Here is a 15,807-nt window from a genome sequence, read left to right as displayed (position 1 = left end):
GCTGGCTCACGATGCGGCAAGTATAGAATCGCCGCATGTCGCCGACCGCTGAAACTTCATCGCCGACGCCGCCGACGCCTCTGTTCGACGGCGCCGCGCTGCGTGCGATCGAAGCCGCGGCCGCCGCCGAGCTCGGCGACGCCCATGCGCTGATGGCGCGGGCCGGCGAAGCCGCCTGGCGCGAGCTTTTGGGCCATTGGCCGCAGGCGATGCGCCTGCTGGTGGTCTGCGGCCCGGGCAACAACGGTGGCGACGGTTATGTATTGGCGATGCATGCGCAGCAGGCCGGGCGCAAAGTGCTGGTGCTGCGCCTGCCCGGGCACGCGCCCCGCGGAGCGCTCGCCGAGCGAGCCGCGGCCGGCTACGCGCAGGCCGGCGGTCGTGTGGTCGAGTTCGAAGGCGCCTTGCCGGAGACCGAGCTCATCGTCGACGCGCTGTTCGGCATCGGCCTGTCGCGTGCGCCCGATGCCGACGCATCCGCTCTGATCGACGCGATCAACGCCCATCCAGCGCCGGTGCTCGCACTCGACGTGCCGAGCGGCGTCGATGCCGATCGCGGCTATGCCTACCCATCGGCGGTGACCGCGCAGCGCACGCTTGAATTCATCGCCGGCAAATGCGGGCTGCGCAGCGGCGCCGCGCTCGATCGCGTCGGTGCGCTCGCACTCGCCGACCTCGGTTTGCCGCGCGAACTCTACGGGATACCGGCGAGCGCGCACTGGCTGCGCGCCGGCGACGTGTGGCGCTGGTTGTCGCCGCGTCTGCGCGACAGTCACAAAGGTCGCAACGGCCGAGTGTTGTGCATCGGCGGCGATCACGGTCACGGCGGTGCGTTATTGCTGTGCGCGCAGGCGGCCTTGCGCAGTGGCGCTGGCCTGCTCGATGCGATAACGCGCGAGGCGCATGTCGCGCCGATGCTGGCGCGATTGCCGGAGGCGATGCCGCGTGCGATCGGCGAAGGCGACGATCCAGGCGCGACCTTCGCCGCTGCGAACGTGATCGCGATAGGCCCCGGCCTCGGCCAGGAAACATGGGGGCGCGAGCTATACCGATATGCGCTGGGCAGCGGAAAACCGCTGCTTTTCGACGCGGATGCGCTGAATCTGCTCGCCGCGGCGCCGCGGCGTTTGCCAACCGATACGGTGCTGACGCCGCATCCCGGCGAAGCCGCGCGTCTGCTCGGCAGCGACACCGCCACGGTGCAGGCCGATCGTTTCGCTGCGGTGCGCGCACTCGTCGAGCGTTACGCCTGTACGGTCGTGCTCAAGGGCGCCGGCACCCTGGTCGCCGCACCGGATCGCATCGTGCGGGTGATCGGTGCCGGCAATCCCGGCATGGCGGTCGGCGGCATGGGCGACGTGCTCAGCGGTGTGATCGCCGCGTTGCGCGCGCAAGGTCTCGATGCATTCGACGCCGCCAGCTGCGGCGCTCTGCTGCATTCGCTGGCCGGCGACGATGCCGCGCGCGACGGCGGCGAACGCGGTCTGCTGCCGAGCGATCTGATGCCATGGCTGCGCCGTCGCGCCAATCCGTAAAGCGGCCCCGGCCGCTTGGATCGATCCGCAACGCGGACCAGTCAGTAGAATCGGCAGGGATGAGCATGCACACGATCAAACTGCACCTGGGCGATGCCGAGGCCACCGACGCGCTCGGCGCCGCCCTGGCGCGGGCGCGGCCTGCGCACGACGGCGAGGGCTTGCATGTGCATCTGCACGGCGACCTCGGCGCCGGCAAATCGACCCTGGCGCGCGCCTTGTTGCGCGCGCTTGGCGTTACCGGCGCGATCCGCAGCCCGACCTACACCTTGGTCGAGCGCTATCCGCTGACCGAAGGCGGCGAAGCCTGGCACCTCGACCTGTACCGGATCGGCGATGCCGGCGAACTCGAATTCCTTGGCCTGGACGGCGGCGAAGCGGTGCTATGGCTGGTCGAGTGGCCGGAACGCGGCCGCGGTTGGCTGCCCGCGCCCGACCTGCGGGTCGAGTTGGCGGTCGAAGGAGCGGGGCGCGGGGTCGAACTCAGCGCGGTTTCCGCCGCAGGTCAGGCCTGGCTTGGCGCCTTGGGACCGGCGACCGCCGCCTATGCGTTTGCGGCCGACTCCTGAACGATTCCATAGGAAGTGGCCCCAGGTGCCGGATTTGAAAGGGAAAAGTTCTTGCATTTACTGTGTCGCAGTGCTTGACTTACGCCCATGCGAGTCAAAGGCGCCACCGTCCAGAAATTCCTGCTCGGCATAGCGCTGTTGGCGGCGCTGGCCTGGAATCTTGCGCACGCCAGTGAAATCAAGGGCTTGGAGCTGCGCACCGGGGCCACCGGCACGCGCGCCGAGATCGCCCTCGACAAGAACGCCGATTACAAAGTCCTGAGCCTGAAGGGCCCGGACCGCCTCGTCGTCGACCTGCCGGCCTCCAGCGTCGGCAAAAGCGTCAAGCTTCCGGCCGGCGCCGGCATCGTCAAATCCGTCCGCACCGGCGTACCGCAGCCGGGCACTGTCCGCATCGTCTTCGATCTCGCCCAGCCGGTCGCCGCGCTCAAGCCGCGCATCGAGCAGGGCGGCTCGGGCCCGCGCCTGGTCCTGGAATGGCCCGGCGACGGCATCGAACCCAAGACCGCGGTCGCCGCAGCGCCTGCACCGGCCGCCGCTGCGCCGACCGCCGCTTTGCCGACCGCGAACGCGCCGGCTGCGACGGTCGATCCTTCGGTCGAATCCGCCGCTGCGACCAGTCGCCTGATTTCCGAACTCGCCGCCCGCAATGCTGCGGCGCCGGCGGCCGCAACGACGGCCCAGGCGCCGACCGCGTCGGTGCCGCATCCGGCTGCCCATGCTTCTAGCCTGCAGGCTTCGAACGCACAGGCTCCGGCCGCGCAGCTTCCGAATAACCAGGCTCCGGCGCTGGCCGGCACCGCAGCGTCGCCGCCGGCCGCCAACTCCCAGCAACTCGCCGCCCAGCAGGCTGCGCGCCAGGCGGTGTTCGAGCAGGCCGCGCAGGCACCGATGCCGACCACGGTCGCTGCAGGGGTTCCGACCCGCATCGCCACCGGCGTCCCGACCCGGGTCGCGACCGGCGTGCCGACGCCGATGCCCGGCGCCGCGACGGCTCCGGCCGCAGCGATACCCGAAAGCGCGCCGCCGGCCGGCGCGGTCAAGACCCTCAAGGACGTCATGCGCGGCCGCGGCATGCGCCCGCTGGTCATCGCGATCGATCCCGGCCACGGCGGCCAGGACCCCGGCGCGATCGGCCAGTCCGGCAAGCGCGAGAAGGACGTGACCTTGGCGATCGGCCGCGAACTCGCGCGTCAGATCAACGCCACGCCGGGCCTCAAGGCCTACATGACCCGCGATACCGACGTGTTCATCCCCTTGCCGCGCCGCGCTCAGTTGGCGCGCCAGGCCAAGGCCGACATGTTCATTTCGATCCACGCCGATGCCGCCGAAAACCGCGCCGCCAAGGGCTCGTCGGTGTACGTGCTGTCGCTCAAGGGCGCGTCCTCGCAACGCGCGCGCTGGCTGGCGGACAAAGAAAACGCCTCCGACCTGGTCGGCGGCGTGCGCCTGCAGCAGACCGACAACACCCTGACCTCGGTCTTGCTCGACCTGACCCAAAGCGGCCATATGAAGGCCTCCGAAGACGCGGCCGGGCACGTGCTCAGCGGCCTCAAGCAGGTCGGCCACAACCACAAGCCGCACATCGAGCGGGCCAACTTCGCGGTGCTGCGCACCTCGGACATGCCGGCGATGCTGGTCGAGACTGCCTTCATCTCCAATCCGGAAGAAGAGCGTCGTCTCACCGACCCCTCGCACCAGCGCGCGCTGGCGCGGGCTGTGCTGGACGGCGTCAACACCTATTTCACCCGCCAGCCGCCGCCGGGCACGATGTACGCGGCGCGCGCCGAGGCGCAACTGCCTTCGCCGGGTGGGTTCGGAGGCGGCGGCAGCCCCTGAGGCAGCGGCATTCGTCTCGTATCAGACCGATCGACGGCCCCTCGGGGCCGTTTTCGTTTTACCCACGCGGCCCGGTTGTTGAATCCTTCTCCCGCTTGCGGGAGAAGGTGCCCGAAGGGCGGATGAGGGCAGGGCGCATAAGTCTCGGAACCGCCGGCACGCCCAAACCGCAAGCTGCGGATCGCGGAAGCCGCACCCCAACGGCTATCATCGATCCCCATCCCCCGACGGTGCCGCGCGCACCGAATGCCGCCTGTGAGCATCCGCCAACTGCCCGACACCCTGATCAACCAGATCGCCGCCGGCGAAGTGGTCGAACGTCCCGCCTCCGTGGTCAAGGAACTGGTCGAGAACGCCCTCGACGCCGGTGCGCGCCGGGTCGACATCGACCTGGAAGAGGGCGGCGTGCGCCTGATCCGGATTCGCGACGACGGCGCCGGCATCTCGCCGGAAGAACTGCCTTTGGCGATCTCGCGCCACGCCACCAGCAAGATCGCCTCGCTCGACGACCTGGAAGGCGTGACCACCCTGGGTTTCCGCGGCGAAGCCTTGCCCTCGATCGCTTCGGTCAGCCGTTTCGCCTTGTCCTCGCGCCGCATCGGCGAAGACCGCGGCGCCATGCTCGAAGTCGACGGCGGCCGGGTCGGCGAGATCGCGCCCAAGCCGCATCCGCAGGGCACCACGGTCGAAGTCCGCGACCTGTTCTTCAACGTGCCGGCGCGGCGCAAATTCCTCAAGGCCGAACGCACCGAGCTCGGCCATATCGAAGAGTGGCTGCGCCAACTCGCGCTGGCCCGTCCCGACGTCGAACTGCGCGTCTCGCACAACGGCAAGCCGACCCGGCGCTGGAAGGGCGAGGGCGACCTGGTCGACATGGGCCTGTCGGACACCCGCATCAGCGAGGCGCTCGGCGAAGAGTTCGCCAAGAACGCGCTGCGCGTCGAACACAGCGGCGCCGACCTGCGCCTGCACGGCTGGATCGCGCAACCGTCCTACAACCGCGCCAGCGCCGACCAGCAATACCTCTACGTCAACGGCCGCGCGGTGCGCGATCGCAGCATCGCTCACGCGGTCAAGCAGGCTTATGCCGACGTGCTGTTCCATGGCCGCCAGCCGGCCTACGTGCTGTTCCTCGAACTCGATCCGCGCCGCGTCGACGTCAACGTGCATCCGGCCAAGCACGAGGTGCGATTCCGCGATGCGCGCCTGATCCACGATTTCGTCTATCGCACCCTCAACGATGCCCTGGCCGAGACCCGCGCCGGCATGGCCCAGCAGGCGCCCGCGGGTGCGGAACCGGCCGCTGCCGGTGCCGCCGGTTCGTCGATGTACGCCTGGCGCCCGCAGGCGCCGCTCGGCCTGCAGGTGCAGGAAACCCGTGCCGGTTACGCCGCCCTGTACGGCAACGGCGGTGGCGGTTCCGCCGGCGGCTCTTCCTATGCCGGTGGCGGTTACGGCGCCGGCGCGGGCAGCGGCAGCGCCTATGCGATGCCGCCGCGCGAAACGAGCGATGGCGTGCAGTCGCCGGGCTTGCCGCACAGCGACGACCAGACCCTGCCGCCGCTCGGTTATGCGATCGCGCAGTTGCACGGCATCTACGTGCTGGCCGAAAGCGCGGAAGGACTGATCGTGGTCGACATGCACGCCGCCCACGAACGCATCGGCTACGAGAAGCTCAAGACCGCCCACGACGGCGAAGGCCTGCGCACCCAGCCCTTGCTGGTGCCGGCGAGCCTGGCGGTGTCCGAGCGCGAGGCCGAAGTCGCCGAGCGCGAGGAGGCGACGCTGGTCGCGCTCGGATTCGAAGTCACCCGCAGCGGCCCGCAGTCGCTGACCTTGCGCGCGGTGCCGGCACTGCTGGCGCACGGCGACGTCGAGGCCTTGCTGCGCGACGTCCTCGCCGACCTGCGCGAGCACGGCGAATCGCGCCGCGTCGCCGCGGCCCGCGACGAATTGCTCTCGACCATGGCCTGCCATGGCGCGGTGCGCGCGAACCGACGTCTCACTTTGCCGGAAATGAATGCGTTGTTGCGCGAGATGGAGGCTACGGAACGCTCCGGTCAATGCAATCATGGCCGCCCCACCTGGGCGCGCTTCAGCCTGCCCGAGATCGACCGCTGGTTCCTGCGAGGCCGTTGAGATGACCGCAGCACGCTCCTTTGCACGCACTTTGTCGCGCACGATGTCCGCGCCGGCACTGTCGGCCTTGCTGTTGCTCGGCCTGGCCGCCTGCGATTCGCCCGAACGACAGGCCGCGCAGAAGCGCGAGGTCGCGCGCGCCGCCGCGGTCAGCGACACCTTCGCCCGCGACCAGCAACTGTGGCGCCAGCAACGCAAGGACGAGCTGCTCAAGCCCGACGGTTGGGCCAGCCTGGTCGGCCTGTATCCGATCGACACCGGCTCGCATTATTTCGGCAGCGACCCCGACAACGGCATCCGCCTCGGCGTCGGCCCGGCCCATTTCGGCCTGCTGTCGCTCAACAAGGGGCGCCTGCGTTTCATCCCCGAACGGGGCCAGTCGCTGACCCTCAACGACCAGCCGCTCAAGGGCGCGGTCAATCTGCTCGCCGACGACTATCCGGCCGGCCCGAGCAAGATCGGTTTCGACGAGGGCAAGGGCATCCTGACCGTGATCAAGCGCGGCGACCGCTACCTGTTGCGCGCACGCCATGCGCAGGCGCCGACCCTGACCGGCTTCAAGGGCATCGACTACTGGGAGCCGCAGCAGGAGTGGAAGCTCAGCGCCAAGTTCATCGCCCATCCGGCCGGCAAGAGCATCGACATCGTCAACATCATCGGCACCATCGAGGCGACGCCGAACCCGGGCGCGATCGAGTTCGAGCGCGACGGCCAGACCTATCGCATCGAGGCGCTGGACCAGGGCGGCGACGAACTGCTGCTGGTGTTCGCCGATCGCACCAGCGGCCACCAGAGCTACAGCGCCGGGCGTTTCCTCGACGTCGCGCGGCCGAACCTGCAAGGCCTGGTGACGGTCGATTTCAACAAGGCCTACAACCCGCCGTGCGCGTTCACCCCGTTCGCGACCTGTCCGCTGCCGCCGGCGGAAAACCGTCTCGACCTGGAAGTCGCCGCCGGCGAGAAGACTTACAAGCACGAGGACACCGCGCCGGCTGCGAGCGCCACCGCTCAGGCTTCGTGACCCGACTGCATTCATCGCCAAGCGAGTCACCCGCGCGCCCCTCCATCCCCCTTTACCCGAGTCCGACGCGCCCGTCGCCGACCCAAGGATCAGTTTGCCCATGCGGTTCCTGAAGCTGTTCGTCCTGCCCTTGTTCACCGCCTCGGTGCTCAGCGCCTCGTTGACCTCCGCGACCGCGATCGCCGCCGGCGACGTACCCGCGGCGACCGCGAAGGCGCCGCCGGTGCCCTTGCTGTGGAAAGTCTCCGACCAGGACAACGCGGTCTATCTGCTGGGCTCGTTCCATCTGCTGCGCGCCGACGACTACCCGCTGTCGTCGGACATCGATCAGGCGTTCGCCGGCGCCGGCAAGTTGGTGTTCGAAGTCGCGCCGGAAGAGATGTTCGACCCGACCGTGCCGCAGCGTTTCATGGCGCGTGCGCGCTACGACGACGGCCGCACCCTGAGCAAGGTGCTGCCGGCCGACCTGCGCGAAAAGCTCAACCGCGTGCTGGCCAAGAACGGCAGTTCGCTGGCGCAGCTCGACGCGCTGGAACCGTGGTTCGTCAACTTGTCGCTGGTGCTCGGCGTTTCGCAGTCGATGGGCTTCAGCCCGCAACTGGGGCTGGACCAGTACCTGATGCGGCAGGCGGCCGAAGCCGGCAAGCCCACCTCGGGCCTGGAGACCATGGAACTGCAATTGCAAGTCATGGATTCCGGCCCGCTGCCCGAGCAGATCACCGCGCTGCGCGAGTTCGTCGACAAGCCCGAGGACGTGCCGGGCATGCTCGACGAAATCCATTCGGCCTGGCGCAACGCCGATCTCGCCATGCTCGACGAGAAGGCGCGCGTGGAGATGGAACAGAAGACCCCGGAGACCTACCGGATGGTCAACCTCGAGCGCAACGAAGCCTGGGTGCCGCAGATCCAGAAGATGCTCGACGAGTCCAAACAAGGCGACACGCTGGTCGTGGTCGGTTCCTTGCACTTGCTCGGCAACGACGGTCTGGTCGAGCGCCTGCGCAGCAAGGGCTATACGGTCGAACGCGTGTGTTCGACCTGCGCGCCGGCCGACGGCCCGGTGCCGGTGATCGGCGCCGAGCGTGCCTTCGCCGCCAAGGACGCCGGCAAGCCGGCCGAGCCCAAGCGCGGCAAGGACAAGCCCGCCAAGGATGCTTCCGGTAAGCAAGAAAGCGGCAAGCACGAGAGCGGCAAGCACGAAGCGGGCGAGGCCGAGGCGGCCAGGCAAGACCCCGCCAAGCACGCGCCGGCACGCGCCGAAGCCAAGCCGACCGCCCCGTCGCGCTGAGTACGAGCCGGGCGATGACCGAAGCAGCCGGCTTCGATTTTGCGGCGCTGCACGAGGACATCGTCGTCGCGGCCATGGCGGCGTTCGCGGAGATCTCCGCCTCGCAAAGCGACGACCCGGTGCGCGCGTTCGCGCTGTACTCCGATTCCGGCGCGATGACGGTGTGCCCGGCGATGGCGACCGCCGATTACCTGCGCCGCATCGACAGCGAATACCCCGGCGAGCGTCTGTACTACCGTTATTCGCCGTCGGAATGGCCGTTGGAAGGCGTCGGCGCCGACGAACAGTTCGGACGCTTGTGCGATCGGCTGCGCGAGCATGTGTTCGCTCTTGAGGCTCGCGACGGCGGCGCGGCCTTCGCCGATTTCAAGGCGCGTTTGATGGACACGCTGGTCGAGAGCGCGGAATCGTTGCGTAAGCAGTGCTTCGCCGGGCTCGGCGAGGACTTCGTGGTGTTGGCGACGATTTCCGACGACGACGAGCCGGCCGCCGAATTGAACCGGCGCGTGGCGCGCTTGAATTCGCCGGCGATTGCGGCCGAATTCGCCGCTTGGTCGAGCGGCTGGCGCGACTAAGCGCCGAGCATCGCGTCCGTGGCCGGAACCAGCACGATGCAATCCACCGGGCAGGCCGGCACGCACAGCTCGCAACCGGTGCACAGCGGTTCGATCACCGTGTGCATGTGCTTGGCCGCGCCGATGATGGCGTCGACCGGGCAGGCCTGGATGCACTTGGTGCAGCCGATGCAGTCGGCTTCGACGATCAGCGCCAGCGGCGCGGGTTTGTGCTGGCCGCGGCTGCGGTCGTAAGGCTGCGCCGGCACGCCCAGCAGGCGCGCCAGGGCGCGCGCGCCGGCGTCGCCGCCGGGCGGGCAATGGTCGATCCCGGCCTCGCCGCGCGCCATCGCTTCGGCGTAGGGCCGGCAGCCGGCGTAGCCGCACTGCCCGCATTGGGTTTGCGGCAATAGACGGTCGAGGCGCTCGGTCAGATCCATGGGGCTAGAAGTGAGGGCGGAGGAGTGAGTAAAGGCGGCCGTGTGTATCGGCTTTGTTGAAGCGCCTTGTAGCCGGGACTCGCTTCTCACTCCTCCAAACTCACTGCTCGCCGGCCGTCACTTGACCGGCATGCCCGCTGCGGCGCCGCCGTCGACGTCGAGCAGGTGCAGGCCGTCGCCGTCGAAACCGGCCGACAGGATCATGCCTTCGCTGATGCCGAAGCGCATCTTGCGCGGGGCCAGGTTGGCGATGAACACCACCTTGCGACCGACCAGCTTGTCGGGCTCGGCGTACGAGCCGCGGATGCCGGAGAAAATCTGGCGCGTGCCCAGTTCGCCGGCGTCTAGTTCGAAGCGCAGCAGCTTGTCGGAGCCTTCGACGAATTCGCAGACGCGGACCGTACCGATGCGCAGGTCGAGCTTGGCGAAGTCGTCGATGCCAACCGTAGCGACGGTCGCTGCACTGGCGCCCGGGGACACGACAGCCGGCGTTGAACTCGCGACGGCGACGACAGCTGCTGGGACTTTGCCATCGGCGGTGCCGACAGCGACGGCGGCCGGGGCCGAGGCGGCGAGGGATTCTTTGCTGGCTTCAATCATGGTGTCGATCAGTTTGGTGTCGATGCGGGTGAAGAGCGGCACGTAGGCGCCGATGCGGTGGTCGAGCAGCGGCTCGGCGAGGTCCTCCCACAGCGTCACCGGCGCGGCGAGGAAGGCCTCGGCCTCGCTCGAGACGCGCGGCAGCACCGGCTTGAGCGCGGCGGCGAGCACGCGGAACAGGTTCAGGCCCTGCGTGCACACGGCCTGCAGATGCGTTTCCGCGCCTTCCTGCTTGGCCAGCACCCAGGGCTTGTGCTCGTCGATGTATTTGTTGGCCTCGTCGGCCAGCGCCATGGTCAGGCGTACCGCGCTGGCGGCTTCGTTGCGCGCATAGGCTTCGGCGATCGGCGTCAGCTGGGCGACGAAGCGCTGGTACATCGCGGCATCCGGCAACACCGCCGAGAGCTGGCCGTCGAAACGCTTCTCGATGAAACCGGCGCAGCGGCTGGCCAGGTTGACGAACTTGCCGACCACGTCGGCGTTCACCCGCGCGACGAAGTCGGACAGGTTGAGGTCGATGTCCTCTACGCCGCCGCTGGTCTTGGTGGCGAAGTAATAACGCAGCGCTTCCGGGTCCAGGCCGACGTCGAGATAGGTGCGGGCCTGGATGAAGGTGCCGCGCGACTTCGACATCTTCTCGCCGTTGACCATCAGATAGCCGTTGACGTGCAGGCGGGTCGGCGCGCGGAAACCGGCGCCGTGCAGCACCGCCGGCCAGAACAGGCCGTGGAAGGTGACGATGTCCTTGCCGATGAAGTGGTGCAGTTCGGCTTCGCTGTCGCGGGCGAGGTAAGACCAGAAATCCAGGCCTTCGCGTTCGCACAGGGCCTGGAAGCTGCTCAGGTAGCCGATCGGGGCGTCGAGCCAGACGTACAGGTACTTGCCCGGGTGGCCGGGAATCTCGAAGCCGAAGTAGGGCGCGTCGCGCGAAATATCCCAGGCGCGCAGGCCGCCGTCGACGTCGAGCCATTCGTGCAGCTTGGCCTTGATGCCGGGCGTGGCGACGTCGCCGGCCAGCCATTCGCGCAGGAAAGCCTCGAAATGGCCGACCTCGAAGAAGAAGTGTTCGGACTCGCGCAGCTCCGGCGTCGCCCCGCTGACCACCGAGCGCGGCTCCTTCAGTTCGGTCGGCGCATAAGTCGCACCGCAGTTCTCGCAGTTGTCGCCGTACTGATCGGGGGTGCCGCAGTTCGGGCAGATGCCCTTGACGTAGCGGTCGGGCAGGAACATGCCCTTGACCGGGTCGTACAACTGCGCGACCGAGCGGCGGGTGATGTGGCCGCTGTTGTCGAGGCGCGCGTAGAAGCCTTCGGTCAGGGTGCGGTTGCCGGCCGAGTGGGTCGAGTCGTAGTGATCGAACTTGACCCCGAAGTCGGCGAAGTCGCGCTCATGGCTCACCTGGACGCCGGCGATGAAGGCTTCCGGGGTCAGGCCGGCCTTCTCGGCGCCGAGCATGATCGGCGTGCCGTGGGTGTCGTCGGCGCAGATGTAGTGAACGCGGTGGCCGCTCATTCGCTGCGCGCGGCACCAGATGTCGGCCTGGCCATAACCGACCAGATGACCGAGGTGCAGCGGCCCGTTGGCATAGGGCAGGGCGTTGGAGACGACGATTTCGCGGGACATGAGTGCGGGTGCCGTGGGTGGTCGTGAATTATGGCATGGGCCTGCGCGCCGGCCGTGGCGGACCGCCGGGTCTGCGGCCGGCGTCGGCGCAAAAAAGAAACCCGGCGCACAGGCCGGGTTTCCGTGGATCGCGGACCGGCGCCGTGTTTACTGCTGGCGCATCCAGGTCTGGGTGCGGCCGAGCAGCGAGAAGCCCATGAAGCCGCGGACTTCGAGTTTCTTGCCGCTGTCGGTCGGAGTGACCTTGACCGAATAGATCTTGCCGGTGGCCGGGTCGAGGATCTGGCCGCCGTCCCAGGTGCTGCCGTCCTTGCGGATGCCCCACAGGATCACCATGCCCTTGACCGGCTTGTTCTTGCGCTCGCCCGAGCACTTGTCGCAGGTGGGGTTCGGGCCGCGATCGGATTGCAGGACTTCGTTGACGCGGCCGGCGAGACTGCCGTCCTTGGCTTCGTAGATCTCGACGACCGACTTGGGCTTGCCGGTCTTGTCGTCGACCGTGGTCCAGGTGCCGACCGGCGTGGCCTGGGCGAACGCCGCCATCGGCAGGGCGAGCAGCAACAGTGCAAACAGTTTGGTACGCATGGGTCCCCTCCCAGGGATTAGGCGTGATCGAACCACATTCGGACCGCGCTCGGACCGCTCGACAGGCCGGCCGCTGTTCGCGGTTGCAGCCTTTATACCGCATCCGCCGGGGTATGGAAGTCGACTCGGGCCGCCGTTCAGGCGGGCAAAAAGAAGCCCGGCCTGGGCCGGGCTTCCTGTCTATGCGGTGTCGCTTGCGGCGAGGATCAGAACTTGTAGGTGGCGCCGGCGTAGACGTAGCGGCCGATGCTGTCGTAGTTCGCGTTGTCCTCGGTCTCGCCGAAGTAGTTCAACGGCGGATCCTTGTCGAACACGTTGTCGGCGCCGATGTACAGGTCCAGCCCGGTGTTCGGGACCTTATAGCCGATCTGCAGGTTGTGATAGGTGTAGGACGGGTTGCGGATCGGCGAGACCTGGCCCGGGTTGCTGTTGTAGCTCTCCGGGACCACGCGCAGGTTGCCGTCGATGTAGCGCATGTCCCACGAACCGCGCCAGTTGCCGTGCTTGTAGCTGGCGTTGAGCGAGGCGCGCCAGCGCGGATCGCTGACGTAGGTCACGTACTCGTCGTACTCGGCCGGGAAGTCCTGGAACGGCCATTCGCGCGAGGAGATCAGGCGGGTGCCGACGAAGCGCAGCGCGGCCTGGCCGCCCAGCATTTCGAAGCGGTAGTCGGCTTCGATGTCGACGCCGGCGCGGCGGGTTTTTGCCAGGTTCTCGCTGATGGCCTTCCAGTTGTAGATCGAATTCGCCGGGAAGGTGCGGCCCTGCGAGTCGACGTAACCGGCGGCCGGCGCGCGCTGGATCAGGGCGCAGAAATCGTTGCCGATGCCGCCGGGCGAATCGACGCAACGGGTGGCGATGGTCTGCGCGGTGACGGCGCCGATGGCGTCGGTCAGGGTGACGCGCCAGTAGTCGACCGACAGGCCGAAGCCTTCGATGAACTCCGGTTGCCAGACCAGGCCGTAGGACAGCGAGCGCGCTTCTTCGACGTTCAAATCCGGGTTGCCGCCGCTGAGGCCCGGGCGGTTGCCCGAATAGGTGTCGCGGTAGTTGGCCGGCAGGCCGAGAGCGGCGCAGTTGCTCGCGCGCAGGGCTGGATCGCCCGCGGTCGAGACGCCGTTGGTGACGCCGGGACGGGTGTCGCAGGGGTCGTAGATCGTGGCGAAGTTCTGGGTCTGCGGGTTGAACAGCTCGCCGATGTTCGGCGCGCGCACCGCTTGGGCCACGCTGCCGCGCAAACGCAGCGAATCGTTGATCGCCCAATCCAGGCCGACGTTCCAGGTCTTGGTCGAACCGACCGTGTCGTAGTCGGAGTAACGGCCGGCCAGGTCCATGCTCAGGCGCTGCACGCCGGGCAGGTCGGCCAGCAGCGGCACGGTGGCTTCGGCGAAGATTTCCTTGACGCTGTATTCGCCCTTGCGGCTCGGAATGGCGTTGAGGAAGGTCAGGCCCTGCGCCGCCAGCGGATCGGTGATTTCCTCGCTGGTTTCCTTGCGGTATTCGATACCGCCGGCGAAGCCGACGCCGCCGGCCGGCAGCTCGAACAGCGCGCTGTTGGCGACCGAGGCGCTGAACACGCTCTGGGTGATCTTGCTGCGGTTGATCGCGTCGTAGTTGAACCAGGCCGCGGCCTTCGGATCGACCGCGCCGTTGCCGAACACGCTGAAGGGCACGCAGCCGGCGCGCGAGATGTCGAGGTAGGCGCGGCCGGTGTTCGGGTTGATCGCGTTGGGATCGACCGAGACGCGGCAGGCGAGGTTGCCGTTGGCGTCGCGCACCACGTCCATGCCGGCCTGCCAGCGGTCGTTGATGCGGTTGTTGAGGTTCAGGCGGTCGATTTCGGTCTTGCCGTAAACGCCGGACACTTCATAGGTCCAGTTCTCCGACAGATAACCTTCGAGACCGGCGACGTAGCGCTGAGTCTTGCGGTCGACCTGTTCGCCGCGACGGCCGGCGTCGACGTTGAAGCGGCTGATCTGCAACTGGCTGGCCGGCGAAGCGAGACCGTTGGCGTCCATCAGCGCGCCGAGCTGCGGCGAGATCAGGGCGTTGTCGCGGCGGATGCGGATCGGCTGATCGAACGCCGGCTGGCCGAGGAAGTCCGATTCGGTCTTGGTGTACTTGCCTTCGAAGAAGAACTTGTGGTTCTCGTTGATCTCGAAGTTGAGCATGGTGTTGACGCTGTAGCGGTCGAAGCCCGGTTGCAGGTCGGCGACGCCGTTGAGGTCGGCGAAGTCGCAGTCGATGCAGGTGTTCGGTCCGTCGCGCGGGCCGTCGTAACGGTTCGGGCGGAAGCTGCCGTCGTCGTTGAACAGATAGCGCTTGCCGCCGAGGTTGAAGGTGCCGCCGTAGGACAGGCTGGAGTTGCCGCCCGGGCCCATGAATACGCGCTGCGGGTTGGTCTGGCTCGGCGGCTTGCTCGGGTCGAAGTTCGGGTTCGGCATGCTGACGTTGAACTCGCGGCCGATCTTGCGATCGCCGCGGCCGAAACGGTCCTGCTTGCTGTACTCGGCCGAGTACACGATGTTGCCGCGGCCGCCGGCGAATTCGTTGCCGCCGGTGGCGCTGATGAAGGATCGGCTGAAATCGCCTTCGCTGGCGTCGCCGGTCTGGGCGCGGATCTCATAGCCGTCGAACTTCTTCTTCATGATGAAGTTGACCACGCCGGCGACGGCGTCGGCGCCGTACACGGCCGAGGCGCCGCCGGTGATGACTTCGACGCGCTCGATCAGTTCGACCGGAATCGTGTTGACGTCGACCGCGGTCGAGCCCGAGGTACCGCCGACATGGCGGCGGCCGTTGACCAGCACCAGGGTGCGCGCGCTGCCCATGCCGCGCAGGTCGAGCAGGCCGAGGCCGGCGGTGCCGATGGCGCGGGTGGAGTTGCCCAGGGTGTAGGTGGCCGACAACTGCGGCAGGGTGGTCATGAGGTCGGCGATGGTCACCGCGCCGGTCGAGCGGATTTCCTCGGCGCTGATGCCGACCACCGGCGAGGGCGTGACGAAGCCGATGCGCTTGATGCGCGAGCCGGTCACGGTGACCGCGTCGATGTCGGTCGCCGCGCTGTCGGCCGGGGCCGCGTCCTGGGCGTAGCCGGTGCCGGCGACCGAGACCAGCATCGCGCTGACCAGCGCCGCCGTCAGCCTGCTGCGGCGCAGGCCCTGCGAGTTGCGTACTGCCATTGAGTTTTCCCCTAACTGAGAACGTAAATGCATGTTTCGGGTGCCTTCCTGGCGGATTAACAATCCCTTTACAAACCTGAACTTAACACGCACGTAATATTTCCCTGCTTGCCCGGGGCGGTGTTTGATTTTGCCGAGTGCCAACATTCAAGCGATTGATTGCAATGCATTTTCGCGCTTGTTGCTGAAGGGCGACCATTGCCGAAAGGCAGGTCCCTGCACGGATGAGCGCGACCGCGACCGCCGGAATCTGTGACAGCGCGCTGGTGTGATATGCAATTTATGGTTGCTGATTGAGCGGCCATGTTGCCGGCGCCGAGCCGGTCGGGCGCCGCCGCCGCCGGCCTGTCGAAGCGGCGTCGAATGCGGCCGCGCGCGCATGTCGGGCAGGACGCTGCCAGGCGCAGGCCTTACCATGTGCGCAGGCCGCCG

11 protein-coding genes are annotated in these 15,807 nt (G+C 68.0%); 7 read left to right on the top strand and 4 right to left on the bottom strand.

The window, feature by feature from the left end; all coding sequences use genetic code 11:
* Positions 1-35 precede the first annotated feature (35 nt).
* The 7 genes from ACTJJK_RS13235 to ACTJJK_RS13205 all read left to right on the top strand — a co-directional run bounded on the left by ACTJJK_RS13235 (position 36) and on the right by ACTJJK_RS13205 (position 8,966).
* Complete coding sequence (locus tag ACTJJK_RS13235) at positions 36-1,535, top strand: NAD(P)H-hydrate dehydratase (RefSeq protein ID WP_440730436.1); 1,500 nt, start codon at positions 36-38, stop codon at positions 1,533-1,535.
* A gap of 65 nt (positions 1,536-1,600) precedes the next feature.
* Positions 1,601-2,104, top strand: a complete 504-nt coding sequence (tsaE, locus tag ACTJJK_RS13230; RefSeq protein WP_440730435.1) for a tRNA (adenosine(37)-N6)-threonylcarbamoyltransferase complex ATPase subunit type 1 TsaE — start codon at positions 1,601-1,603, stop codon at positions 2,102-2,104.
* Positions 2,105-2,191: 87 nt separating this feature from the next.
* Positions 2,192-3,943, top strand: a complete 1,752-nt coding sequence (locus ACTJJK_RS13225; protein WP_440730434.1) for an N-acetylmuramoyl-L-alanine amidase — start codon at positions 2,192-2,194, stop codon at positions 3,941-3,943.
* Positions 3,944-4,198: 255 nt separating this feature from the next.
* Positions 4,199-6,082, top strand: coding sequence for a DNA mismatch repair endonuclease MutL (gene mutL / locus ACTJJK_RS13220; RefSeq protein WP_408953328.1), 1,884 nt, complete (start codon positions 4,199-4,201; stop codon positions 6,080-6,082).
* A 43-nt stretch (positions 6,083-6,125) separates the two neighbouring features.
* Complete coding sequence (locus ACTJJK_RS13215) at positions 6,126-7,103, top strand: DUF1684 domain-containing protein (RefSeq protein ID WP_081930917.1); 978 nt, start codon at positions 6,126-6,128, stop codon at positions 7,101-7,103.
* 100 nt (positions 7,104-7,203) lie between these two features.
* Positions 7,204-8,391: a TraB/GumN family protein gene (locus tag ACTJJK_RS13210; protein WP_440730433.1), complete on the top strand. Its 1,188-nt coding sequence runs from the start codon at positions 7,204-7,206 to the stop codon at positions 8,389-8,391.
* A 14-nt stretch (positions 8,392-8,405) separates the two neighbouring features.
* Positions 8,406-8,966 carry a DUF4303 domain-containing protein gene (locus ACTJJK_RS13205; RefSeq protein WP_440730432.1) on the top strand — a complete coding sequence of 187 codons (561 nt, stop codon included), beginning with the start codon at positions 8,406-8,408 and terminating at the stop codon, positions 8,964-8,966.
* Here the strand turns inward: ACTJJK_RS13205 and rnfB are convergent.
* The 4 genes from rnfB to ACTJJK_RS13185 all read right to left on the bottom strand — a co-directional run bounded on the left by rnfB (position 8,963) and on the right by ACTJJK_RS13185 (position 15,375).
* Positions 8,963-9,385 (bottom strand): Rnf electron transport complex subunit RnfB, encoded by a 423-nt coding sequence (gene rnfB / locus ACTJJK_RS13200; protein WP_081930913.1) that lies wholly within the window; start codon positions 9,383-9,385, stop codon positions 8,963-8,965. The genes ACTJJK_RS13205 and rnfB overlap by 4 nt on opposite strands.
* Positions 9,386-9,502: 117 nt before the next feature.
* Positions 9,503-11,608, bottom strand: a complete 2,106-nt coding sequence (gene metG / locus ACTJJK_RS13195) for a methionine--tRNA ligase (RefSeq protein WP_440730431.1) — start codon at positions 11,606-11,608, stop codon at positions 9,503-9,505.
* A gap of 147 nt (positions 11,609-11,755) precedes the next feature.
* On the bottom strand, positions 11,756-12,193 hold the full coding sequence (locus ACTJJK_RS13190) for a DUF2147 domain-containing protein (protein ID WP_031372260.1): 438 nt from the start codon (positions 12,191-12,193) through the stop codon (positions 11,756-11,758).
* A gap of 206 nt (positions 12,194-12,399) precedes the next feature.
* Positions 12,400-15,375, bottom strand: a complete 2,976-nt coding sequence (locus ACTJJK_RS13185; protein ID WP_440730430.1) for a TonB-dependent receptor domain-containing protein — start codon at positions 15,373-15,375, stop codon at positions 12,400-12,402.
* Positions 15,376-15,807: the final 432 nt, after the last annotated feature.

The organism is Lysobacter sp. 22409 (genome assembly GCF_052045105.1).
In the GTDB taxonomy this organism is placed as follows: Bacteria; Pseudomonadota; Gammaproteobacteria; order Xanthomonadales; family Xanthomonadaceae; genus Lysobacter; species Lysobacter antibioticus_B.
The sequence above is the reverse complement of the archived record's forward strand: the minus strand, read 5'-3'. Positions and strand labels throughout refer to the sequence as shown.